General features: G+C 62.3%; 14 protein-coding genes and 1 tRNA gene. 7 read left to right on the top strand and 8 right to left on the bottom strand.

Annotated elements, in window-relative coordinates; genetic code table 11:
- Nucleotides 1–212: 212 nt before the first annotated feature.
- A complete protein-coding gene (locus tag CRO06_RS20000) occupies nt 213–9,029 on the bottom strand; it encodes an Ig-like domain-containing protein (protein WP_179746433.1) in 8,817 nt (2,938 codons plus the stop codon).
- Between the two features lie 566 nt (nt 9,030–9,595).
- Nucleotides 9,596–9,683 (bottom strand) — tRNA-Ser (locus CRO06_RS03010).
- A 151-nt stretch (nt 9,684–9,834) separates the two neighbouring features.
- On the opposite strand from CRO06_RS03010, the gene CRO06_RS03005 reads away from it, so the two are divergent.
- From CRO06_RS03005 to CRO06_RS02985, 5 genes are read left to right on the top strand one after another with little or no spacing between them, the layout of a single operon-like run.
- A complete protein-coding gene (locus CRO06_RS03005) occupies nt 9,835–10,521 on the top strand; it encodes a Bax inhibitor-1/YccA family protein (RefSeq protein ID WP_022996411.1) in 687 nt (228 codons plus the stop codon).
- Nucleotides 10,521–10,907 (top strand): sulfurtransferase complex subunit TusD, encoded by a 387-nt coding sequence (tusD, locus tag CRO06_RS03000; RefSeq protein ID WP_022996410.1) that lies wholly within the window; start codon nt 10,521–10,523, stop codon nt 10,905–10,907. The genes CRO06_RS03005 and tusD overlap by 1 nt, the downstream gene beginning before the upstream one ends.
- Nucleotides 10,900–11,214, top strand: a complete 315-nt coding sequence (locus CRO06_RS19995; protein WP_158549030.1) for a DsrE family protein — start codon at nt 10,900–10,902, stop codon at nt 11,212–11,214. The genes tusD and CRO06_RS19995 overlap by 8 nt, the downstream gene beginning before the upstream one ends.
- 2 nt (nt 11,215–11,216) lie before the next feature.
- Nucleotides 11,217–11,477, top strand: a complete 261-nt coding sequence (locus CRO06_RS02990; protein ID WP_022996408.1) for a hypothetical protein — start codon at nt 11,217–11,219, stop codon at nt 11,475–11,477.
- Nucleotides 11,478–11,509: 32 nt separating this feature from the next.
- Nucleotides 11,510–12,496 carry a glycosyl transferase family protein gene (locus CRO06_RS02985; RefSeq protein WP_022996407.1) on the top strand — a complete coding sequence of 329 codons (987 nt, stop codon included), beginning with the start codon at nt 11,510–11,512 and terminating at the stop codon, nt 12,494–12,496.
- A 207-nt stretch (nt 12,497–12,703) separates the two neighbouring features.
- Here the strand turns inward: CRO06_RS02985 and cysG are convergent, their stop codons facing one another.
- Genes cysG through CRO06_RS02955 form a run of 6 tightly spaced genes read right to left on the bottom strand, consistent with a single transcriptional unit; the run spans nt 12,704 to nt 20,209 of the window.
- Nucleotides 12,704–14,116 carry a siroheme synthase CysG gene (gene cysG, locus CRO06_RS02980; RefSeq protein ID WP_097057708.1) on the bottom strand — a complete coding sequence of 471 codons (1,413 nt, stop codon included), beginning with the start codon at nt 14,114–14,116 and terminating at the stop codon, nt 12,704–12,706.
- Between the two features lie 32 nt (nt 14,117–14,148).
- Nucleotides 14,149–15,441, bottom strand: coding sequence for a serine--tRNA ligase (gene serS / locus CRO06_RS02975; RefSeq protein WP_022996405.1), 1,293 nt, complete (start codon nt 15,439–15,441; stop codon nt 14,149–14,151).
- 46 nt (nt 15,442–15,487) lie between these two features.
- Nucleotides 15,488–15,883, bottom strand: coding sequence for a fluoride efflux transporter FluC (locus tag CRO06_RS02970; RefSeq protein WP_022996404.1), 396 nt, complete (start codon nt 15,881–15,883; stop codon nt 15,488–15,490).
- The gene (locus CRO06_RS02965) at nt 15,880–17,211 is read right to left on the bottom strand and encodes a replication-associated recombination protein A (protein ID WP_026949937.1); all 1,332 of its coding nucleotides are present in this window, start codon (nt 17,209–17,211) and stop codon (nt 15,880–15,882) included. Before CRO06_RS02965 ends, CRO06_RS02970 begins: the two co-directional genes overlap by 4 nt.
- Nucleotides 17,212–17,239: 28 nt before the next feature.
- The gene (gene lolA / locus CRO06_RS02960; RefSeq protein WP_055100805.1) at nt 17,240–17,851 is read right to left on the bottom strand and encodes an outer membrane lipoprotein periplasmic chaperone LolA; all 612 of its coding nucleotides are present in this window, start codon (nt 17,849–17,851) and stop codon (nt 17,240–17,242) included.
- A 12-nt stretch (nt 17,852–17,863) separates the two neighbouring features.
- Nucleotides 17,864–20,209: a DNA translocase FtsK gene (locus CRO06_RS02955; RefSeq protein ID WP_276315458.1), complete on the bottom strand. Its 2,346-nt coding sequence runs from the start codon at nt 20,207–20,209 to the stop codon at nt 17,864–17,866.
- A gap of 363 nt (nt 20,210–20,572) precedes the next feature.
- Between CRO06_RS02955 and trxB the strand changes: the two genes are divergently transcribed.
- Nucleotides 20,573–21,520 (top strand): thioredoxin-disulfide reductase, encoded by a 948-nt coding sequence (gene trxB, locus CRO06_RS02950; protein ID WP_022996400.1) that lies wholly within the window; start codon nt 20,573–20,575, stop codon nt 21,518–21,520.
- A 6-nt stretch (nt 21,521–21,526) separates the two neighbouring features.
- Nucleotides 21,527–22,264 (top strand): leucyl/phenylalanyl-tRNA--protein transferase, encoded by a 738-nt coding sequence (aat, locus tag CRO06_RS02945; RefSeq protein ID WP_244902757.1) that lies wholly within the window; start codon nt 21,527–21,529, stop codon nt 22,262–22,264.
- Nucleotides 22,265–22,354: the final 90 nt, after the last annotated feature.

Genomic DNA, 22,354 nt, shown 5'->3' with positions numbered 1-22,354 from the left:
ACCTGTTTGACCTGTTGTTTCAGGTCACCGGTATCGACTTCCCCTGCTCCGGCTTCTCCAAGGCAAACACAGAGCATTACCATCGCTGACAGGAGGTATGGACGATGAACTCCCTTGCTTCCGTGAGACCGCATTCAGATCCTTAACTGCAGCTTTCCCTGGAAAGACACCGGGCCTTCTGGCCCGGTGCCGGTGTGCATCGTATCGATGGCTTAAATCACCGAAATGCCGCTTTGAACCCACAGTTCGCTGGGGTCGCCCTCCTGGCTGTAGACCACATAATCGGTGCCGTCCACGGTGGTGGTGCCAGCGTTCTGCCACTCCCCTACCAGTTCCACCGTGTCGTCCTGGTCACCGTCAATGAACAATACGTTGTCCGTATCGGTCATCGCGATCAGCGAGGCCAGATCAATGGATACCGTGTTGGCACCAGTACCGCCGATGGACAGATGCTCAATATTGTTGATCGTCGCCGGGTCGACATAGTCGGCCGCGAGACTGTCAACGAAATCGAGCGAAATGCCGTCACCGGTCAACAGCAGCGTATCCTCCCCTGCACCGCCGTCGAAGGTATCGTTACCGAGGCCGTCGTAGACCAGGGTATCGTTGCCATCACCACCATTCAGGGTGTCGTTGCCGTTACCTCCTCGCAGCCAGTCATCTCCGGCGTTACCGTTAAGCACATCGTCGCCGTCGTACCCATAGAGACGATCATCACCCGCCGTACCTTCCAAGGTGTCGGCACCCGAGGTCCCATCGGTCACAGGATTGTTCGCCGCGTTCAACAGGCTGAGCTCGGCCAACTGAGTGACGCTGTCCGTGGCGGTTTGCCCGTCGAGATCCGTTCCCGTAATGGTGTAGCTTGGCAGCAGCCCCAGGTCGGTTCCGAGCAAGGCATCCGCCAGATAGATCGAAGCCAGAAACTCATTGATCGCCAGATTGTCGATGGCCCCGCCATCCGCGGCGGTAATCGTCAGCGTCGGCGTGAGATTGAGAGGGAAAAGGTTATAGTCGCTGAACTGGATATCCAGTCCCAGCTCATCGGCCAGCGCCTGAGACCAATTCAGAGTCTGGTTCCCCGCTCCCAACAGTCCGAGAATCTGGTTAATGCTCAACAGCGACGACATCTCGATGGTGACCGACGCCAGATTGTTGTTCGGGTCGTAAGCGGAGAACATCTGATGGTTGAGGTCAAGCAGCCCAATCGCTTCCACGCCAACCAGTCCCAGCAGGCTGCCGCCCGCGACATTCACTACCGGACCGGAAGCATCGACGTCAAAGCCGACCGAATTGGAATCCGGCGAGACGTTGCCCGCCGCATCGGTGATCGTGGCGGTGGCGGTGTAGGTACCGTCATCCAGCCATTGGGCCACGTCCACATTGGCCGTACCCGCGGTCACCTCATCCGTGGTTACGGTGTGTTCAGCGGTGTAGACCGCGCCGCCGTCTCCGGTGAAAGTCAGAGTAATGACATCACCCGCCTCGGCGCCGGCAGGCAGTCCTACCTCGGCCTGCACCCCGTCCACCATTTCGTTGCTGTCGATGATACCGTCGGCGGCATCGGCGATGCTCAAGGTCGGCGCATCCGGCGCAACGGTGTCCACTGTCACATCAAAGGAGGCACTCGGATCCGAGGTGTTGCCCGCTTCGTCCATGGCCGTGGCCGTGAAACCATAAGTGCCATCGGCCAGTGCGGCCGGGACGACAAAACTCCAGTTACCACTGGCATCGGCCTGCACCGTGCCCACGGAAGCGCCATCCTGGAAAATTTCCACGGTGCTGTTGGCTTCCGCCGTGCCCCTCAGGGTCGGCGTGTCGTCATTGGTGCTGCCGCCGGTCAGTACCGGGTCGGTACCGGGATCCACATCGTCCAGCGCATCTTGGATGGTTGGCGTGGCTGGAGCCGAAGCATCCACGTTGATAGTGGCTGGGGCACTGGCGTTTCCGGCTCCATCCGTGGCGGTAACGCTCACTTCCGTACCATCCGCCAGAGGCGCATCCGGCGTCACCGACCAGTTACCGTCGGCATCCGCTTCCACCGTGTAGTCCGGAGTGCCATCGCCATTGGTATCCACTTGAACGGTGCTGCCCGCTTCGGCTGTACCAGTAAGGATCGTTCCGTCAGTGGGCTCCACCGTCGGTGCCGCCGGTGCGGTGGTGTCCACCGTCACTTCAAACGCCGTACTCGGATCCGAGGTATTACCCGCCGCATCCGTGGCCGTCGCCGTGAAGCTGTAGTCGCCTTCGGCCAGTTCGGTCGCAGGCGTAAAGCTCCAGTTGCCGCTGCCGTCGGCGGTAGCCGTACCGATCTCCGTGCCGTCCTGGAAGATCGCCACCGTGCTGCCCGCTTCCGCCGTACCGCTCAGGGTCGGCGTGGTGTCGTTGGTGCTGCCACCGGTCAGCACCGGATCGGTGCCCGGTGCCACATCGTCTTCCGCCTGGGTTATGACCGGCGCCGCTGGCGCGACGGCATCCACGATGGCGGTGACCGGGTCACTGGTATTCCCCGCCTCGTCGGACGCGGTCACCGTGATCTCCGTACCATCCGCCAGAGGCGCATCCGGCGTCACCGACCAGTTACCATCGGCGTCTGCTTCCACGGTGTAGTCCGGCGTACCATCGCCGTCCACATCCACGCCAACGGTGCTGCCCGGTTCGGCGGTACCACTCAGTTCTGTACCATCGCTCGGATTCACCACCGGCGCTTCCGGCGCGGTGGTGTCCACCGTCACTTCGAACGCCGTGCTCGGATCCGAGGTATTACCCGCCGCATCCGTTGCCGTGGCCGTGAAGCTATAGCTGCCTTCACCCAGTTCCGTAGAGGGTGTGAAGCTCCAATTGCCGTCCGCATCGGCGGCAACTGTTCCCAAGGACACACCATCCTGGAACACTTCCACCGTACTGCCTGCTTCAGCGGTGCCGGCGAGAGTCGGGGTGGTGTCATTGGTGCTGCCACCGCTCAGGATCGGATCCGTACCTGGCTCCACATCGTCCTGCGCTTCGGTGATGGCCGGAGCTTCCGGAGCAGTAGCATCTACCGTGACCGTTACCGGATCACTGGTGTTACCGGCAGGATCGCGGGCCGTGACACTCACGTCGGTACCGTCCGCCAGCGGCGCATCCGGGGTTACACTCCAGTTACCATCGGCGTCGGCCTCAACAGTGTAGTCCGGGGTGCCGTCACCATTAGTGTCCACTTCGACTGTGCTGCCCGCTTCGGCCGTACCGGCCAGGACCGTTCCATCGGTGGGTTCCACTGTTGGAGCCTCCGGCGCGGTGGTGTCCACCGTCACTTCAAACGCCGTGCTCGGATCCGAGGTGTTGCCGGCTGCGTCCGTGGCCGTCGCCGTGAAGCTGTAGTCGCCTTCGGCCAGTTCGGTTGCCGGCGTGAAGCTCCAATTGCCGCTCGCGTCGGCGGTTGCCGTACCGATCTCGGTGCCACCCAGAAGGATCGCTATAGTGCTACCCGCTTCCGCTGTCCCGGTCAGGGTCGGTGTGGTGTCGTTGGTGCTGCCACCGCTCAGAATCGGATCGGTGCCAGGCGCCACATCGTCCACCACTTCGGCGATAGTCGGCGCCGCCGGTGGCGTGGTGTCGTTCAGGTTTTCATCCACGATCGTGGTGACCGGGTCGCTCGTGTTCCCCGCCGGATCACTGGCGGTGACGCTCACTTCCGTGCCATCCGCCAACGGTGCATCCGGAGTCACCGACCAGTTACCATCGGCATCCGTCTCCACCGTGTAGTCCGGGGTACCGTCACCGTTGGTGTCCACTTCAACGGTGCTACCCGCTTCGGCGGTACCGGTGAGTGTTGTTCCATCGGTGGGCTCCACCGTCGGCGTCGCCGGCGCGGTGGTGTCCACCGTCACTTCAAACGCCGTGCTCAAATCCGAGGTGTTACCCGCCGCATCGGTCGCCGTGGCGGTAAAGCTGTAGTCCCCTTCCGCCAGCTCGGTGCTGGGTGTGAAGCTCCAATTGCCGCTCGCATCGGCGGCAACTGTTCCCAAGGACACACCATCCTGGAACACTTCCACCGTGCTGCCCGCTTCAGCCGTCCCGGTCAGGGTCGGCGTGGTGTCGTTGGTGCTGCCTCCAGTCAGCACCGGATCGGTCCCCGGTGCCACATCATCCATTACCTCGGCGATGGTCGGCGCCGCCGGTGGCGTGGTGTCGTTCAGGTTTTCGTCCACGATGGTGGTGGCAGGATCACTGGTATTACCCGCCGGGTCCGTGGCCGTGACACTGACTTCCGTGCCATCCGCCAACGGCGCGTCCGGCGTCACACTCCAATTGCCACCGGCATCTGCTTCCACCGTATAGTCCGGGGTGCCATCCCCGTTGGTATCCACGTCAACCGTGCTGCCCGCTTCGGCGGTACCAGTAAGGATCGTTCCGTCAGTGGGTTCCACCGTTGGTGCCGCCGGTGCGGTGGTGTCCACCGTCAGAGCACCGCTAGCGGTGCTCTCATTGCCCGCGGCGTCAGTGGCCGTTACCGTCACGGTGTAATCACCATCGGTCAGTGCCGGCAAATCGCCATCGGCCAGCGTCCAGGTGCCATCACCGTTGTTGGTGGCGGTATAGTCGTTGCCGTCCACCGTCACCACGAGGCTGGCGTCCGGATCGTCCACCGTCCCCGTCAACTCCGGGGTGCTGTCGTTGGTAACCAACGCATCCAAGGCCACCACCGGCGCCATGGCGTCCACACCGATCGTAGCTGGAGCACTGGTATTACCGGCTTCGTCCGTGGCGGTAACACTCACATTCGTGCCATCGGCCAACGGGGTATCCGGTGTCACGCTCCAATTACCGCTGCCGTCCGCTTCCACCGTGTAGTCCGGGGTGCCATCCCCGTTGGTATCCACGTCAACCGTGCTGCCCGCTTCGGCGGTACCGATAAGTGTTGCTCCATCGGTGGGCTCCACCGTCGGCGTCGCCGGCGCGGTGGTGTCCACCGTCACTTCAAACGCCGTGCTCAAATCCGAGGTGTTATCCGCTGCATCGGTGGCCGTGGCGGTAAAGCTGTAATCCCCTTCCGCCAGCTCGGTGCTGGGTGTGAAGCTCCAATTGCCACTGCCATCGGCGGTGGTGGTACCGATCTCCGTGCCATCTTGGAAGATCGCTACCGTGCTGCCCGCTTCCGCCGTCCCGGTCAGGGTCGGCGTGGTGTCGTTGGTGCTGCCTCCAGTCAGCACCGGATCGGTGCCCGGTGCCACATCATCCATTACCTCGGCGATGATCGGCGCCGCCGGGGGCGTGGTGTCGTTCAGGTTTTCGTCCACGATGGTGGTGGCAGGATCACTGGTATTACCCGACGGGTCCGTGGCCGTGACACTGACTTCCGTGCCATCCGCCAGAGGCGCATCCGGCGTCACCGACCAGTTGCCATCGGCATCTGCTTCCACCGTATAGTCCGGGGTGCCATCCCCGTTGGTATCCACGTCAACCGTGCTGCCCGCTTCGGCGGTACCGATAAGTGTTGCTCCATCGGAGGGCTCCACCGTCGGAGTCGCCGGCGCGGTGGTGTCTACATTCAGTTCAAACACCGCGCTCAGATCCGAGGTGTTACCCGCCGCATCGGTCGCCGTGGCGGTAAAGCTGTAGTCCCCTTCCGCCAGCTCGGTGCTGGGTGTGAAGCTCCAATTGCCGCTCGCATCGGCGGCAACTGTTCCCAAGGACACACCATCCTGGAACACTTCCACCGTGCTGCCCGCTTCAGCCGTCCCGGTCAGGGTCGGCGTGGTGTCGTTGGTGCTGCCTCCAGTCAGCACCGGATCGGTGCCGGGCGCTACATCGTCCACCACTTCCGCGATGGTCGGGGCCGCCGGTGGCGTGGTGTCGTTCAGGTTTTCATCCACGGTGGTGGTGACCGGGTCGCTGGTGTTACCGGCTTCATCCGTGGCGGTAACGCTAACTTCCGTACCATCCGCCAGAGGCGCATCCGGCGTCACCGACCAGTTGCCGTCGGCATCCGCTTCCACCGTGTAGTCCGGCGTACCGTCACCATTGGTATCCACATCAACTGTGCTACCCGCTTCGGCGGTACCGGTGAGTGTTGTTCCATCGGTAGGCTCCACCGTCGGAGTCGCCGGCGCGGTGGTGTCCACCGTTACTTCAAACGCCGTACTCGGATCCGAGGTATTACCCGCCGCATCCGTGGCCGTCGCCGTGAAGCTGTAGTCGCCTTCGGCCAGCTCGGTCGCCGGCGTAAAGCTCCAGTTGCCGCTGCCGTCGGCGGTAGCCGTACCGATCTCCGTGCCGTCCTGGAAGATCGCTACCGTACTGCCCGCTTCCGCCGTGCCGCTCAGGGTCGGTGTGGTGTCGTTGGTGCTGCCACCGGTCAGCACCGGATCGGTGCCTGGCGCCACATCGTCCACCACTTCCGCGATGGTCGGGGCCGCCGGTGGCGTGGTGTCGTTGAGGTTTTCATCCACGGTGGTGGTGACCGGATCGCTGGTGTTACCCGCCTCATCCGTGGCCGTTACCGACACTTCCGTCTCGTGGGCCAGCGGTGCATCCGGTGCCACCGACCAGTTACCATCGGCATCCGCTTCCACCGTATAGTCCGGGGTACCATCGCCGTTGATGTCCACTTCAACGGTACTGCCCGCTTCAGCCGTACCGGTAAGCAAGGCCCCATCAGACGGCTCCACCGTCACTTCCGGCGCCACGGTATCAATTGTCACCGTGCCGGTGGCCGTGCCTTCGTTACCTGCGCCGTCGGAACCGGTAACCGTTACCGTGTAATCGCCATCCGTCAGCGCCGGCAGATCCCCATCAGCCAGTGTCCAGGTGCCATTGCCGTTATTGGTGGCCACATAGTCGTTGCCGCCCACGGAAACCACGATGCTGGCGTCCGGATCGTCCACGGTGCCGGTCAGTTCCGGGGTGCTGTCGTTGGTGACGACCGCATCCAAGGTCACTACCGGCGGTGTGGTGTCGTTCAGGTTTTCATCCACGATCGTGGTGACCGGATCGCTGGTGTTACCGGCCTCATCCGTGGCCGTTACCGACACTTCCGTCTCGTGGGCCAGCGGTGCATCCGGTGCCACCGACCAGTTGCCATCAGCATCCGCCTCCACCGTGTAGTCCGGGGTGCCGTCACCGTCCACATCCACATCAACGGTGCTACCCGCTTCGGCGGTACCGGTGAGTGTTGTTCCATCCGTGGGCTCCACCGTCGGCGCCGCCGGCGCGGTGGTATCCACATTCAGTTCGAACGCCGTGCTCGGATCCGAGGTATTACCCGCCGCATCCGTGGCCGTCGCCGTGAAGCTGTAGTCGCCTTCCGCCAGCTCGGTGCTGGGTGTGAAGCTCCAATTGCCACTGCCATCGGCGGTGGTGGTACCGATCTCCGTGCCATCCTGGAAGATCGCTACCGTACTGCCCGCTTCAGCCGTCCCAGTCAGGGTCGGCGTGGTGTCGTTGGTGCTGCCTCCAGTCAGCACCGGATCGGTCCCCGGTGCCACATCATCCATTACCTCGGCGATGATCGGCGCCGCCGGTGGCGTGGTGTCGTTCAGGTTTTCGTCCACGATGGTGGTGGCAGGATCACTGGTATTACCCGCCGGGTCCGTGGCCGTGACACTGACTTCCGTGCCATCCGCCAGCGGTGCATCCGGTGCCACCGACCAGTTGCCAGCGGCATCCGCTTCCACCGTGTAGTCCGGCGTACCGTCACCATTGATATCCACATCAACGGTACTGCCGGCTTCGGCGGTACCAGTAAGGATCGTTCCGTCAGTGGGTTCTACCGTTGGAGCCGACGGCGCGGTGGTATCTACGTTCAACTCGAACGCCGTGCTCGGATCCGAGGTGTTACCCGCCGCATCGCTGGCCGTGGCGGTAAAGCTGTAGTCCCCTTCCGCCAGCTCGGTGCTGGGTGTGAAGCTCCAATTGCCGCTCGCATCGGCGGCAACTGTTCCCAAGGACACACCATCCTGGAACACTTCCACCGTGCTGCCCGCTTCAGCCGTCCCAGTCAGGGTCGGCGTTGTGTCGTTGGTGCTGCCTCCGGTCAGCACCGGATCAGTGCCCGGTGCCACATCATCTTCTGCCTGAGTGATGACCGGAGCATCAGGACCGCTTCCATCCGGAGCCACCGCGGTGACCGGTTCGGACTCATTCCCCGTTCCGTCGGTCAGGGTCACTTCCAGTTCTTCACCATCTGTTTGCGGTTCGGTCAGTTCGACGGTGAAGTTGCCATCGTCATCCACCGTGCCTTCGCCAATCACGTTACCGTCGGGATCCGTGATGGTGACTTTGCTTCCAGGTTCACCTTCGCCGGTGACGGTGGTGCCGTCCCCGCTCACCTCAACGTTGGTCGGCGCGTCCGGCGCGGTACTGTCCGGCGCGGTGACCTGGCCGGGCTCCGATTCATTGCCCGCCTCGTCGGTCAGGCTGACATCCAGTTCCTCGCCATCGACCTGCGGCTCGCTCAATTCGACTTCGAACTCACCCTCCGCGTTGGTTTGTCCTTCGCCGATAACATTGCCGTTGGAATCACGCACGGTGACCGTGGAGCCCGGTTCACCCCGCCCCGTCACTATCCCCCCATCCTCGCTCACCGTCAGGTCCGTGGGGGCATCGGGAGCCACGTTATCGTCCCCGGATCCGCCGGAACTGGAACCGGAAGAAGAATCACTGATCAGGAATGCCGCCGCCGCACCACCAACCGCCAGCGCCGCCAACCCCCAATCCCCACCTCCCGAGGCTGCCTGGGCAAAACCGAAGCCTCCGGCGCCATCGGACTGGCCCAGCCAGAGAATACCTTCATCATCAAGAAGTTGAAGTTCGTTGGCCGCCTCTTCACCTTCATTGGCGGGATAGAAATTGGTGATGGTGACTTGCTCACCATTCTTGAGGGTAATGACGAGATCGTTACCCACCCGGCTGGTGAAATCGATCTGGTCGGGGCTCAGGGGCATTTGAACCACATTCCCGCCCCCCATGAGCGACACCGTGTCACCCCAAGGAGCTTTCGTGACAGCGCCGCTGGATTTTTCCAGGATGTTAATAATTTTATCAACCATGTTCCCACTCCTTCGGAACGCACGGCGCGAATATCTTTTTTGTTCGTAACCGTTGCGTTAGTCAGTGAAATCCGTTCATGACTTAGCCGGCTGCTTGCCCTGGTTACAGCGAATAACGACGCCAAGCACGCAACCGGCAAACTGCGTCATATGCTGTTCAGTTTTGTTCACTTTTAGCGCAATCCTTTCTTTACGGCAATACACCTTTGTATTGCCTCACTGGAAAATTCCAATTCAATGAAGGTGCGACCACTAAAACTCTCCCTTTTTTTAAGGGCGCTGCCCTAGGAAGCCAAGGAAGTTAAAAACACCGACCTATTTAATAAATGCTTGTTTAATAAGGAATTGAATCTCAATAAAACCAAAATGACATCATTACTCTGGCACTGAAACACTTCCCCTTTTTCATCAGCAATGGAGAATACAGCCACTGAAAAACCACCATTGAAAATGCCGTGACACAGGCCGAAATTTTACAATTCGAATCACACTGAAAGATGGCGAGGAGGAACAGGGCGGGAAAGCCATACGAAAACGCCCCGCGGAGCGGGGCGTTTATAGAGGTATGGCGGAGAGGGTGGGATTCGAACCCACGGACGGTCTCCCGTCGGCGGTTTTCAAGACCGCTGCTTTCGGCCACTCAGCCACCTCTCCAATGGGCGCCAATCATACCTGAGACGAATTGGCAGTCAACGGGGAAAGATCAAGAAAATTGCTGTAACCCCGTGATTCGTTGGGAAAATCTTGATTTTGGCGCGGACGTCCCTATTATCGTGGATACACTTTGTTTTGTGAGCGATTGATCATGCGCAACCAACCGAATCCCTATGTCGCCCCGCACGCCAGCGGTGGAGCGGTAGTCAGCGGCGAACGCGCCGCCCAGGTGCTGAAAAACACCTATATGCTGCTGGGCCTGAGCCTGATCGTGGCCACCGGCGCCTCCGTGTTCGCCATGTCCACGGGCATGGGCTATATGAGCCCGATCCTGACCATCATTGTCTACTTTGGTCTGCTGTTCGCCACCAGCAAGCTGCGTAACAGCGCCTGGGGCATTCTGGCCGTGTTCGGTCTGACCGGTTGGCTGGGCTTCACCACTGGCCCGATCATCAACATGTATGCCCAGATCCCCGGCGGCATGGAAATCGTCAGTCTGGCCCTGGGCGGCACCGCCACCATTTTCGTGGCCATGTCCGCCATCGCCCTGGTGACCCGCAAGGACTTCAGCTTCCTCACCAACTTCATCATGGTGGGTATCCTGGTGGCGTTCGTCGCCAGCCTGGCGGCATTCTTCTTCAACATCCCGGCTCTGGCTCTGGCGGTGTCCGCCGCCTTCGTGATGCTCTCTTCCCTGCTGATCATGTGGCAGACCAGCGCCATCATTCACGGCGGCGAGACCAACTACATCATGGCCACCGTGACCCTGTTCGTGTCTATCTACAACCTGTTCCTGTCTCTGTTGCACCTGCTCAGCGCCCTCAGCGGCAACGATTGATGCAATTCAGTATCCTGGTGACCGCCGGGCCGGAAACGGCGGCGGCGGTCACCGCTCTCCACACCACCGAAGCGCTGCTGCGTTCCCCCTACTCCCTGTTTCGAGTCTTCTTCTACGGCGATGGCGTCCACCTGGCCAACCGGCTGATCCACCCGGGCCGTGACGGCGAAGCCGTGGCCAGCCGCTGGCAGTCCCTGGTCAAGGACAACGCCCTGCCCGCCCGGGTCTGCGTCGGGGCCGCCCTGCGAAGAGGCGTTACCGACGATACCGAAGGTCAACGTGCCGGTCTCAAGGGCAACAATCTGGCCGAGGGCTTTCAACTGGTGGGGCTCGGCGAGTGGGTGGAAGCAGCCCGCCACAGCGACCGGGTATTGCACTTTGGCTGATTCCATTCTGTACATACTGCACCGTGGCCCTCGGCATTCTCCGGATTGGCGGGAGACCCAGGAAATGATCCTCACCGGCGCCGCCTTTGGCCTCCAGTCCACGGTCTGGATCACCAACGGCGCCCTGCGCGCGCTCAGCCAGCTCGCGGCACCACAAGAGCAGTTGCAACAATTGCAGGCCTTCGCGGTGCGCTGCGTGGCCTCCGCCGAAGCCCTGGCCGAGCACCCCCTGGAAGGCGTTGAGCCACTGAGCGCCGGCGACTTACATCATCTGCAAGACACGTCCGATCAGACCCTGGTGTTTTGACCATGCTGCACCTCATTGCTTTCGACGATCTGGACAGCCAGCAGGCACGGACCTGCCTGGCCCTGTATCAGCCCGGAGATTCATGCGTATTCGTCGACCACGGCCATCTGGTGGCGGCGGAATTTCCACTGCAAGGTCCGGGATACCTGCTAGGCCAGCCACCGTTGCCACCGGCGCGGCGCGCCGATCTGGAATACATTGATTACGACCGGCTGGTGGCATTGACAGCGGAATACGGGCCGGTCACAAGCTGGTATTCTTGAGCCATCCTGTTTGATCTGACGCGAGTCCATCCATGAGCGAGCATGCCTTCGCCCCTTTCGTCCGAACCCTGGGACGCGGTAAGCGCGCCCGCCGTGGCCTGACCCGGCAAGAGGCCGCCGAGGCCATGGGGCATATTCTTCAGGGGGAGGTGACCCAGGCGCAGCTTGGCGCCTTCCTCATGCTGCTGCGGGTCAAGGAGGAAACCCCGGAGGAACTGGCCGGCTTTCTCGATGCCTGCCGCCCGGTATGCAGCCACTATTTGATCGGCTTGCCGAAAGCCGATGTGGACTGGCCGAGCTACGCCGGCAAGAAAAAGCACCACCCCTGGTACCTGTTGGCGGCCCGATTGCTGGCACGCAACGGTGTGCGGGTGTTCATGCATGGTGGTCCCGCCCATACGCCGGAGCGGCATTACACCGACGAGAGCCTGCGCAAACTCGGCTTCAAGCTGCCACGCACGGTGGCGGAGGCCGGCGAGCAACTGCATGATGAGGGCTTTACCTATCTGGGTGTGGAGCAGTTCTGTCCGCCGCTGAGCACCTTACTGATGCTGCGCTTTCAGTTGGGACTGCGCTCGCCGATCAACACGCTGTCGAGAAATCTCAACCCGGCCCAGGCCGCCCTGAGCTTGCAAAGTGTATTTCACCCCGCCTATCTGAATCTGCATCTTGAAGCGTCCCGCCTCTGCGGCGACCGCAATCTGCTGCTGTTCAAAGGTGAAGGAGGGGAAGTGGAAATCCGCCCGGACGCCCGCACCAGCATCGGCGGTCTGCGTGCCGGAGAGCCGGTGGAAGCCGTGCTCGAAGCCGCCCTGCCCCGGCAAACGCCGCCGGGCACCGTCTCCACCGACCATCTACGGGCGGTGTGGCGTGGCGAGGAAAGCGACGTTTACGGCGAAGCGGCGGTCCGGCAAACCGTGGCGACGACCCTGTGGGGTCTGGGTAAAGCGAAGGATCTGGAGGCCGCCACCAAGGCCGCTCAAACGTTATGGACGGAACGCAAGCGCGACGCGCTGTAATAATAAATAGTCCAACAGTTCGTGCTCAGCAGCTTCCCGCGGATCGGAACGAAGTCGCCGTAGGAGCTTGCCTGCAAGCGAATCTTTTGCCCGGAAGCCTAATTCGCTTGCAGGCAAGCTCCTACAACCGCCTTGTAGCGATCCTCGAATTAGAATTCCCGGCGCCTGCCGATATGGACCAGGACCGGTGGTCTCCAGGTTTGAGCGTCAGGCGTCCGGCGTCGAGCCTCCGGCCTCTCCGAACCAGCGATAACGCGGATGCAGGCTGACCACACTGCCGACGATGATCAGGGTCGGCGCATGCACGGTACGTCCCTCGATGGCCGCCGGCAGAGAATCCAACTGGCCGGTAATCACTTCCTGAGCGTCGGTGGTGCCTCGGGATACCAGGGCAATGGGGGTGTCCGGCGAGCGGCCGTGGGCCATCAACTGATCGCAGATTTCCTTTAGCCCCACCAGTCCCATGTAAAACACCAGCGTTTCCTGCTCCGCCACCAGGTTGGGCCAGTCCAGATCAACGCTGCCGTCACGGCGGTGGCCGGTGACAAAACGTACGGACTGGGCATGATCGCGATGGGTCAGCGGGATACCGGCGTAGGCGGCGCAGCCGGCGGCGGCGGTCACGCCGGGCACCACTTGGAAGTCGATACCGGCGGCCACTACTTTTTCCAGCTCTTCACCACCGCGCCCAAAGATGAACGGATCCCCGCCCTTCAAACGGCACACCCGTTTCCCCTGGCCGGCGTAATGCACCAGCAGATCGTTGATCTCGCCCTGGGGCAAGGCGTGCTGATCACGGGCTTTACCGACGTACACTTTCTCCGCGTCGGCACGGGCAAGCGCAACGATCTCCGGCGCCACCAGACGGTCGTACAACACCACATCCGCCTTGGTCAGCAGATGATGCCCCCGGAAAGTCAGCAAATCCGGATCGCCGGGGCCGGCACCGACCAGATAAACCTCTCCCCGCGCCGCCGGCGGGTTGCCGTCGATATTGGCCAGGGCATGCTCCAGGGATTGTTCCGCCTCGCTTTCATGACCGGAAAGCACCTGCTCCATCAGCGGGCCATCCAACTGCGCCTCCCAGAACGCTTCCCGCTGACGCCGCCCTGGCAGACGCGCCGCCACGCTCTCGCGCAGACGGCCCAGGAAGGTCGCCAGGCGGCCCCAGCGCGCCGGCAGCCACCCTTCCAATTGATCGCGCAGCCGCCGCACCAGTACCGGCGACGCGCCGGACGACGTGATCGCCACGAACAGCGGATCACGATCCACCAGAGCCGGGAAAACGAAACTGCTGAGTTCGGGCCGCCCCACCACGTTAACCGGCAGGCCACGGGCATGGCATTGCTCGGCGATACGCTGGTTCAGAGCGTCATCATCGGTACACGCCACCACCAGCCGCGCCTGATCAAGATCGCCCTCTTGATAGAGCCGTTGCTGGCAGACACCACCGCCCTGCTCCACCAAGGCGCACAGATCCGTGCGCCATTGCGGCGCTATCAAACGCATCACCGCACCGGATCGGTGCAAAAGACCGGCCTTGCGCAGGGCGGTGTCACCACCGCCCACGATCACCACGGTTTGCCCGGTCAGTTTCAGACCAAGGGGAAGAAAATCCATCGTTAGCTGGCGCCCTTGTGTTGTGGAGCGCCTCAGCTCAGACGCTCCTTGCCTCTCAGGTAGGGCCGCAGTGCCTCCGGCACGGTCACGGAACCATCTTCATTCTGATAGTTTTCCAGGATCGCCACCAGGGTGCGGCCTACCGCCAGCCCGGAACCATTCAAAGTATGTACCAGCTCCGGCTTGCCGGTTTCCGGGTTGCGCCAACGGGCCTGCATGCGACGCGCCTGATAGTCACGGAAATTGGAACAGGAAGAGATCTCCCGGTAGCGCTGCTGGCTCGGCAGCCACACTTCCAGGTCATAGGTCTTGGCGGCGGAGAAGCCCAGATCGCCGCCGCACAGGGTCACCAACCGGTAAGGCAGATCCAGTTTCTGCAGGATCGCCTCGGCGTGGCCGGTAAGCGCTTCCAGGGCCTGCTCGGACTCTCCCGGGCGCACCAGCTGCACCAGCTCCACCTTCTCGAACTGATGCTGTCGGATCATGCCGCGGGTGTCCTTGCCATGACTGCCCGCCTCGGAGCGGAAACAGGGCGTGTGGCAGACGTAACGGCGCGGCATGGTCTCGGCGTCGAGAATCTCATCCGCCGCCAGATTGGTCACCGGCACTTCCGCGGTGGGGATCAGATACAGCTCGCGCTCGCCGCGCATTTTGAACAGGTCTTCCTCGAACTTCGGCAACTGACCGGTACCCGCCAACGCTTCCGGCCCCACCAGGTAAGGCACGTACAGCTCCTGATAACCGTGTTCGCTGGTGTGCTGGTCGAGCATGAAATCGATCAAGGCGCGATGCAGCCGTGCCAATTGCCCGGTCATCACCGCGAAGCGGGCACCAGACAGCTTGCTGGCGCGCTCGAAATCCAGACGGCCCTCGCTCAGTCCCTCACCGACGTCGACGTGGTCCTTGGGTTCGAAGTCGAACTGGCGCGGCGTGCCCCAGCGGCGCACTTCCACGTTGTCGTCTTCATCCGCGCCCGGCGGCACCTCCTCCGCCGGCGCATTGGGCACCCCCATGAGGAAAGCGCGCAGCTCGTCCTGAATCTCTTTTGCCCGGGCCACTTCGTCATCGAGCTGGGCATCCAGGGTCTTCAGCGTCTCCGCCACCTTGGCCTTGGCCTCATCCACCGACAAACCGGACTGGATCAGTTCGCCGATCTGCTTTGAGGCCTTCTTGCGTTGGGCCTGCAGATCCTGGGAGCGAATATCAGCTTCCTTGCGGCGCCCATCCAGCGCCCGGAACCCGTCCAGATCCAGGGAATAACCCCGTTTTGCCAGTGCATCGCGGATGGCTTCGCCATTGTCCCGCAAGGCCCGAATATCAAGCATGGTGGCTCCTTTGCGCACTCATAAGATGTCAGGATTCAAACAAATATCAGGATTCAAACAACCAGCGTCCCACTACCAGACCCAGCCCGGCCAGCGAAACGCAGGCCGCCACCGAAACGGCGGCGTATCCCAGGGCCAGCCCCAGGCTGCGACTCTCCAGCAGGCGGACCAGCTCGAAGGAAAAGGTCGAGAAGGTGGTCAGGGCGCCAAGCATGCCAGTCATCAATGCCAGCCGCCACAGTTCACTGGTGGTCAGACTCGCCAGCATGACCGCCAGAAAACCAAACAGGAAACTGCCAGCCAGGTTCACCGCGAAGGTGGCCCAGGGCCAGGCCGGCATCGCCGGTACCCCTACCCAGAGAGCGGTAGCATAGCGCAAACAGGCCCCCACCGAGCCCCCCAGCGCCACCGCCAGCCAGGGCAAAATACCATGTGCGTTCATTGCTCGTCCCCGTAACGTTGCCACTGGCTGTCGCGGTTGCGGCGCCGTAGCTGGCGCAGCTTCTCGGCGATACGGATTTCCAGCCCGCGTTCCACCGGTTGGTAAAAGCGGGTGTCGCGCAGCGTCGGCGGAAAATAGTTCTCGCCGTCAACGAAGGCATCGGGGTAATCATGGGCGTAGTGATACTCCGCGCCGTAGCCTTCCGCCTTCATCAATTTGGTGGGCGCGTTGCGCAGATGCAGCGGCACCTCATTGCTGGGGTGCTCGGCGACAAATCGCCGGGCCGTATTGTAGGCGTCATAGACCGCATTGCTCTTCGGCGCCACGGCCAGAAAAACGATGGCCTGGGCGATGGTCAGTTCGCCCTCCGGACTGCCAAGCCGCTCCTGCACCTCCCAGGCGTTCAACGCCAGCGTCAGGGCCCGCGGGTCGGCGTTGCCGATGTCCTCGCTGGCCATGCGCACCACCCGCCGCGCCACATAGAGCGGATCACAGCCGCCATCGAGCATGCGCGCGAACCAGTACAGGGCCGCGTCCGGATCGGAACCGCGCACCGACTTGTGCAAGGCGCTGATCTGGTCATAAAACAGATCCCCACCCTTGTCGAAACGGCGCACCGCGTCACGCAACACTTCCTGCATCAGCGGCCGGTCGACGCGGGGCTGATCGCCGTCCGCCAGATCCAGGGCCACTTCCAGCATATTGAGCAGCCGCCGCGCATCGCCGTCGGCATAGTCCAGCAACAGATCACGGGCATCGGCTTCCAGAACCATGGCCGTGAGATCCGGTTGACGCAGGGCGCGGTCCAACAGCCCGGACAAGTCCTGCCGCTCCAGGCTGCGCAGGCGATATACCCGGGCCCGGGACAGCAAGGCGTTGTTGAGTTCGAATGAGGGATTTTCGGTGGTGGCGCCGATGAAGATCACCGTGCCGTCTTCCACGTGAGGCAGAAAGGCATCCTGCTGCGCTTTGTTGAAGCGATGCACCTCATCCACGAACAACACCGTGCGGCGTCCCTGTCCCAACCGCGCCTTGGCCTGTTCCACCGCCGCGCGGATGTCCTTCACGCCGGACAATACCGCCGACAAGGTGATGAATTCCGCATCCACGGCACCGGCGAGAATCAGTGCCAGCGTGGTTTTTCCTGTCCCCGGCGGGCCCCACAGAATCATGGAGTGCAGTTGCCCGCGCTCCACCGCCTGACGCAAAGGTTTGCCGGGGGCGATCAGATGGGACTGCCCGACATAATCGTCCAGCGACAGCGGCCGCAGCCGCGCGGCCAGCGGCTGCGCATCGCCGCGGGCCTGATCGGCGAACAGGTCACTCATGGTGCGCGCCACCACCCCCGCTCATGATTCACTCCTGGCGGATTACGTCGGTGCCTTCCGGCGGGGTGAAGGAAAACCGCTCCGCCGGCAACGACCGGTTCAGGGTCAGATCCTGGAAACGGATCAGGGTCTGCTGGCCGAGCGCGTCGCGTAAACGCATGGAATGCGGCGTGTCGCCATGGAAGGTGACATCCAGGGTATCGAATAGCGGATCGGCGCCCTTGGGCTTGAGCCGGTAGGTAATGTTGGCGCCTTCGCTTTCCAGCTCGGAAATCTCGAACGCCTGCCCCACTCGCTGTGGATCGCCGCCAAACAGCAGGGCCGGTGTGTTGCCCAGGTCCGGAGTCAGCGGACGGACCACCACCTGCTCCAGATCCACATCGTAAACCCACACGGTTTTGCCATCGGAGACCGCCAGCTGTTCGAACGGCGCCTCGGTCTTCCAGTAAAAGCGGTTGCCCCGGGCCACGTCCATGGTACCGCTGGCACTCTGCTGGCGGTCACCGTCGGAGTTCACCATGGACTGCTCGAAGTGGCCGCTCATGCTGCGCAGTCCGCCAAGTTTGGCAAGCAGGGTTTCGGTGGCGGAAGCCCAGGCCAGGGACGGCATCAACAGTGCCAATACAAGCCATTTTGCCATTGCTCTTTATCCTCAGGCGTCCGGCGGTGGTGGCGCCAGCACCTCACGTTGTCCGTTGTGTCCGGCCTCGGAGACCACGCCGGCCATTTCCATGGCTTCCACCAGGTTGGCGGCGCGGTTGTAGCCGATCTTCAGTTTCCGCTGCACCGAGGAAATGGAAGCCCGCCGTGATTGCGTCACGTAGGCCACCGCCTCGTCATAGAGCGGATCGCTCTCGTCATCGCCGCCGCCGGCGATTTCCATGCCTGGCATGGGCGCGTTCAGGTCCGAACCGCCGTCAAGGATCTCTTCCAGATAGTTCGGCTCGCCCCGCTTGCGCCAGTCATCACAGACCCGGTGCACTTCCTCATCTGAGACAAAGGCACCGTGCACCCGTTCCGGAACGCTTTTGCCACCGGGCAAATACAGCATGTCACCATGGCCGAGCAGTTGCTCCGCTCCGCCCTGATCCAGCACGGTTCGGGAATCGATTTTCGACGACACCTGGAAACCGATGCGTGACGGCACATTAGCCTTGATCAGACCGGTGATCACATCCACCGACGGACGCTGCGTGGCGAGAATCAGGTGGATGCCCGCGGCCCGCGCCTTCTGCGCGATACGAGCGATCAACTCTTCCACTTTCTTGCCGACGATCATCATCATATCGGCGAATTCATCGATGACGATAACGATGTACGGCAACTTCTCCGCCAACGGCGGTTCCTCTTCCAGATCCATCGGGTCATTGGGCTTCCACAATGGATCCTTGAGTGGCTCACCGGACTTTCTGGCGTCCTCCACCTTGCGGTTGTAACCGGAAATATTACGCACGCCCATGGCCGCCATCAGACGATAGCGGCGCTCCATTTCTCCGACCCCCCAGCGCAAGGCGCCGGCGGCTTCCTTCATGTCGGTGACCACCGGCGTGAGCAGATGGGGAATGCCGTCATAGACCGCCAGTTCCAGCATCTTCGGATCGATCAGGATCAGGCGCACATCTTCCGGGCTGGACTTGAACAACATGGACAGCAGCATGGCGTTCACGCCCACCGATTTACCGGAACCGGTGGTACCGGCCACCAGCAAGTGCGGCATCTTGGCCAGGTCGGCCATCACCGGGTTGCCGGAAATGTCCTTGCCCAGGGCCATGGTCAGCGGCGAACCGGCATCGTCGAACATCTTCGAGCCCACCACCTCGGTGAAGCGGATCATCTCCCGCTGCTCATTGGGAATCTCGATCCCCACCGTGGTCTTGCCGGGAATCACCTCCACCACCCGCACGCTGATCACCGCCAGGGAACGGGCCAGATCCTTGGCCAGATTGGTGATCTTGGACACCTTGATGCCGGGCGCCGGCTGGATCTCGAAGCGGGTGATCACCGGTCCGGGCTGCACCGCCACCACTTCGGCGTCGACGTTGAAATCCTTGAGTTTGATTTCCAGCAGACGCGACATGGCGTCCAGCGCTTCCTCGGAGTAACCGCCCTTGCCGTCCTCATCCACCTGATCCAGCAAGGATACCTGCGGCAGGTCGCCGGAGACTTCCGCGGTAAACAGCTTCTGCTGCTTCTCTTTTTGCACCCGTACGCTTTTCTCCACCGGTTTGGCGGGTTGGGCGATCTTCGGCGGCGTGCGGTTTTCCTTTTTCTTGTTGGCCTCGGTGATCACCCGGGCGCGCTGCTCGCGGGCAGCCTGAGCGGCCTTGCGCTCCTCTCGCTGCTCCCGGCGCTGCTCGAACCAGGCCGGCACCTTCTGGCCGATAGTCACCACCAGCTCACCCAGACGCTCCGCCAGGGCAATCCAGGACAGATCGGTGAATACGGTGATGCCAATCAGAAACAGCGCCACCATCACCAGCGTGCCGCCCAGGGCGTTGAAGGCATCCAGGGCGCTGCCACCGACCACCTGGCCGAGTATCCCACCGGCGTCTTCCGGCAGGCCGCCAGTGGCGAAATGCATGTATGCCAGGGCCGTGCCGCCGATCATGGTCAACACGAACCCCACCAAACGCAGGCTGAACATGGGCCAGCTACCCGGCAGGCCGGCGTGGCGCTCGCGCAATACCTTGAACGCCCAGAACCCCACCAGCACCGGGAACAGATAGGCCATCAGCCCGAACAGTCCCAATAACAGATCGGCACAGAAAGCGCCGGCGCGGCCGCCGGCATTACGCACGCTGTCCACGTGCCCCACATAGGACCATCCCGGGTCGCGGCTGTCATAGCTGATCAATGCCAGAAGCAGATACAGCGACAGGGCGATCAGGGCGATGACCATGCCTTCCACCAACCCTCGTTTGAGATGGCGGGAAAAACCGGATTGGGTGTTACCGGCGGCTGCCTTTGTCACGCCTCGCCTCTTGCGTTTGGATTCCATAGAGCCTGTTTATGCTCTGAAAGCTTGCCAATGTTTTTCCCTGTATCGTGTAAAAGCTGGAAAAAACATGAACTCAATGCCATAACAAATTGAAAACTATGGAATTGTACAGAATTAGCACCTTTCGAGCCAGCGCCCCGACCGGCTCTTGCGCCCGCAGTATCCCGCGCCTGGGCCCGGGCAACAAGGGCCCGGTGGCGAGGCTATCGTTGCCTCAAATCGCATTCATAGCCGGAGCCGCCTTCACCGGGCCATGAAAGTATTGTAGCTTGCTCATCCTTGAAACGGCCCGTGGGCGACACCATAACGTCGCCACTTCTTAAGCAGACCCAGTTTTCAGGCCCTGACCTGGTGGAGGATTCAATGAGCGACGTGCAGCACCATCGACTGATCATTCTGGGTTCCGGCCCCGCCGGCTACACCGCGGCGGTCTACGCGGCCCGGGCCAATCTGAATCCGGTGGTGATCACGGGCATCCAACCCGGCGGGCAGTTGACCACCACCACCGAAGTGGATAACTGGCCCGGAGACGTGGAAGGCCTGCAAGGCCCGGACCTGATGGTGCGCATGCAGCAGCACGCCGAGCGCTTCGACACCCAGGTGCTGTTTGATCACATTAACGAGGTGGTACTGGATCAGCGTCCGTTCGTGCTCAAGGGCGACTCCGGCACCTACAGCTGTGATGCCCTGATCATCGCCACCGGGGCTTCGGCCATGTACCTGGGCCTGGATTCCGAGCAGGCGTTCATGGGCAAAGGGGTTTCCGCCTGCGCCACCTGTGACGGTTTCTTCTACCGGGGCCAGAAAGTGGCCGTGGTGGGCGGTGGCAACACCGCCGTTGAAGAAGCCCTGTACCTGTCCAACATTGCTTCCGAGGTGGTGCTGATTCACCGCCGCGACAAACTGCGCGCGGAAAAGATCCTGCAGGACAAACTGTTCGCCAAGGACAACGTCACCGTCATGTGGGATCACGTGCTCGACGAAGTGTTGGGCGACGATTCCGGCGTCAATGGCATCCGTGTCAAGTCCACCAAGGATGACAGCACCGAGGAACTGGAGCTGCAGGGCCTGTTCATCGCCATCGGCCATAAACCCAACACCGACATCTTCGCCGGGCAGTTGGACATGCATGACGGCTATATCCGCATCCGCAGCGGCCTGGAAGGCAATGCCACCGCCACCAGCGTGGCGGGCGTGTTCGCCGCCGGCGACGTGGCCGATCACGTATACCGTCAGGCAGTGACCTCCGCCGGTTCCGGCTGCATGGCGGCACTGGACGCGGAGCGCTATCTGGAAACCCTGGAAGACTGATCGCGCATGATCCCCTGGTTGCCCGCCGGGGGGCCTTTTCCCGCCGTGGAAGAGGCCCTTGAGGAGCCCAACGGGCTGCTCGCCGCCGGCGGCGACCTTTCCCCTTCCACTCTGCTTTGCGCCTATCGCCAGGGTATCTTCCCCTGGTACGACGACAGCCAGCCGATCCTGTGGTGGTCACCGGCTCCGCGCTGTGTGTTGCGCCCCGGGGATCTGCACCTGAGCCGCCGCACCCGGCGCACCCTGCGAGGCTGGAATCCGGAAATCCGCCTGGACCAGAACTTCGCCGGAGTCATCGACGCTTGCGCGGCCCCCCGCGCCGGCCAGGACGGCACCTGGATCACTCGCGACATGCGCGATGCTTATCTGCGCCTGCACCATCTGGGCCATGCCCATTGCGTGACGGTGCATGACGACCAGGGCCTGGCCGGCGGTATCTACGGCATTCAGTTGGGCGGTGTGTTCTTCGGTGAGTCCATGTTCTCTCGCCGCGATAACGGTTCTAAATGCGCGCTGGCGGCGTTGTGGGCGCTGGCGCCGGAACTGGGCATCCAGTTGCTGGACGCCCAGGTGGAGAATCCTCACCTGATGCGGCTGGGCGCGGTGTTGATGCCGCGACAGGAATTTCAGACAGCGTTGCGGACCTTGATCACCGAGACCGAGCCCCGCAAATGGCCGCAGGCTCCGATGACCTGGAACGGGCTCACGGATCGGGATCGCGCCGCTATTTCCTTTAAACTGTAATCGGATGGACTCGCCCTCGCCGAGGCGTCTAGGCGCCACGGTGGCATTCTAAACATGTCAACGACAGCGAGGGCGAGCCCATGAAACAGC

Source organism: Alloalcanivorax xenomutans, assembly GCF_900217905.1.
In the GTDB taxonomy this organism is placed as follows: Bacteria; Pseudomonadota; Gammaproteobacteria; order Pseudomonadales; family Alcanivoracaceae; genus Alloalcanivorax; species Alloalcanivorax xenomutans.
Note: the sequence above shows the minus strand (reverse complement) of the source record. Positions and strands in the feature narration are given on the sequence as shown.

What these genes read in the sequence shown, in the direction of transcription:
- CRO06_RS20000 (WP_179746433.1), bottom strand. Translation starts at nt 9,029, where the DNA reads ATGGTTGATAAAATTATTAACATCCTGGAAAAATCCAGCGGCGCTGTC.
- CRO06_RS03005 (WP_022996411.1), top strand. Translation starts at nt 9,835, where the DNA reads ATGCGCAACCAACCGAATCCCTATGTCGCCCCGCACGCCAGCGGTGGA.
- tusD (WP_022996410.1), top strand. Translation starts at nt 10,521, where the DNA reads ATGCAATTCAGTATCCTGGTGACCGCCGGGCCGGAAACGGCGGCGGCG.
- CRO06_RS02990 (WP_022996408.1), top strand. Translation starts at nt 11,217, where the DNA reads ATGCTGCACCTCATTGCTTTCGACGATCTGGACAGCCAGCAGGCACGG.
- CRO06_RS02985 (WP_022996407.1), top strand. Translation starts at nt 11,510, where the DNA reads ATGAGCGAGCATGCCTTCGCCCCTTTCGTCCGAACCCTGGGACGCGGT.
- cysG (WP_097057708.1), bottom strand. Translation starts at nt 14,116, where the DNA reads ATGGATTTTCTTCCCCTTGGTCTGAAACTGACCGGGCAAACCGTGGTG.
- serS (WP_022996405.1), bottom strand. Translation starts at nt 15,441, where the DNA reads ATGCTTGATATTCGGGCCTTGCGGGACAATGGCGAAGCCATCCGCGAT.
- CRO06_RS02970 (WP_022996404.1), bottom strand. Translation starts at nt 15,883, where the DNA reads ATGAACGCACATGGTATTTTGCCCTGGCTGGCGGTGGCGCTGGGGGGC.
- CRO06_RS02965 (WP_026949937.1), bottom strand. Translation starts at nt 17,211, where the DNA reads ATGAGTGACCTGTTCGCCGATCAGGCCCGCGGCGATGCGCAGCCGCTG.
- lolA (WP_055100805.1), bottom strand. Translation starts at nt 17,851, where the DNA reads ATGGCAAAATGGCTTGTATTGGCACTGTTGATGCCGTCCCTGGCCTGG.
- CRO06_RS02955 (WP_276315458.1), bottom strand. Translation starts at nt 20,209, where the DNA reads ATGGAATCCAAACGCAAGAGGCGAGGCGTGACAAAGGCAGCCGCCGGT.
- trxB (WP_022996400.1), top strand. Translation starts at nt 20,573, where the DNA reads ATGAGCGACGTGCAGCACCATCGACTGATCATTCTGGGTTCCGGCCCC.
- aat (WP_244902757.1), top strand. Translation starts at nt 21,527, where the DNA reads ATGATCCCCTGGTTGCCCGCCGGGGGGCCTTTTCCCGCCGTGGAAGAG.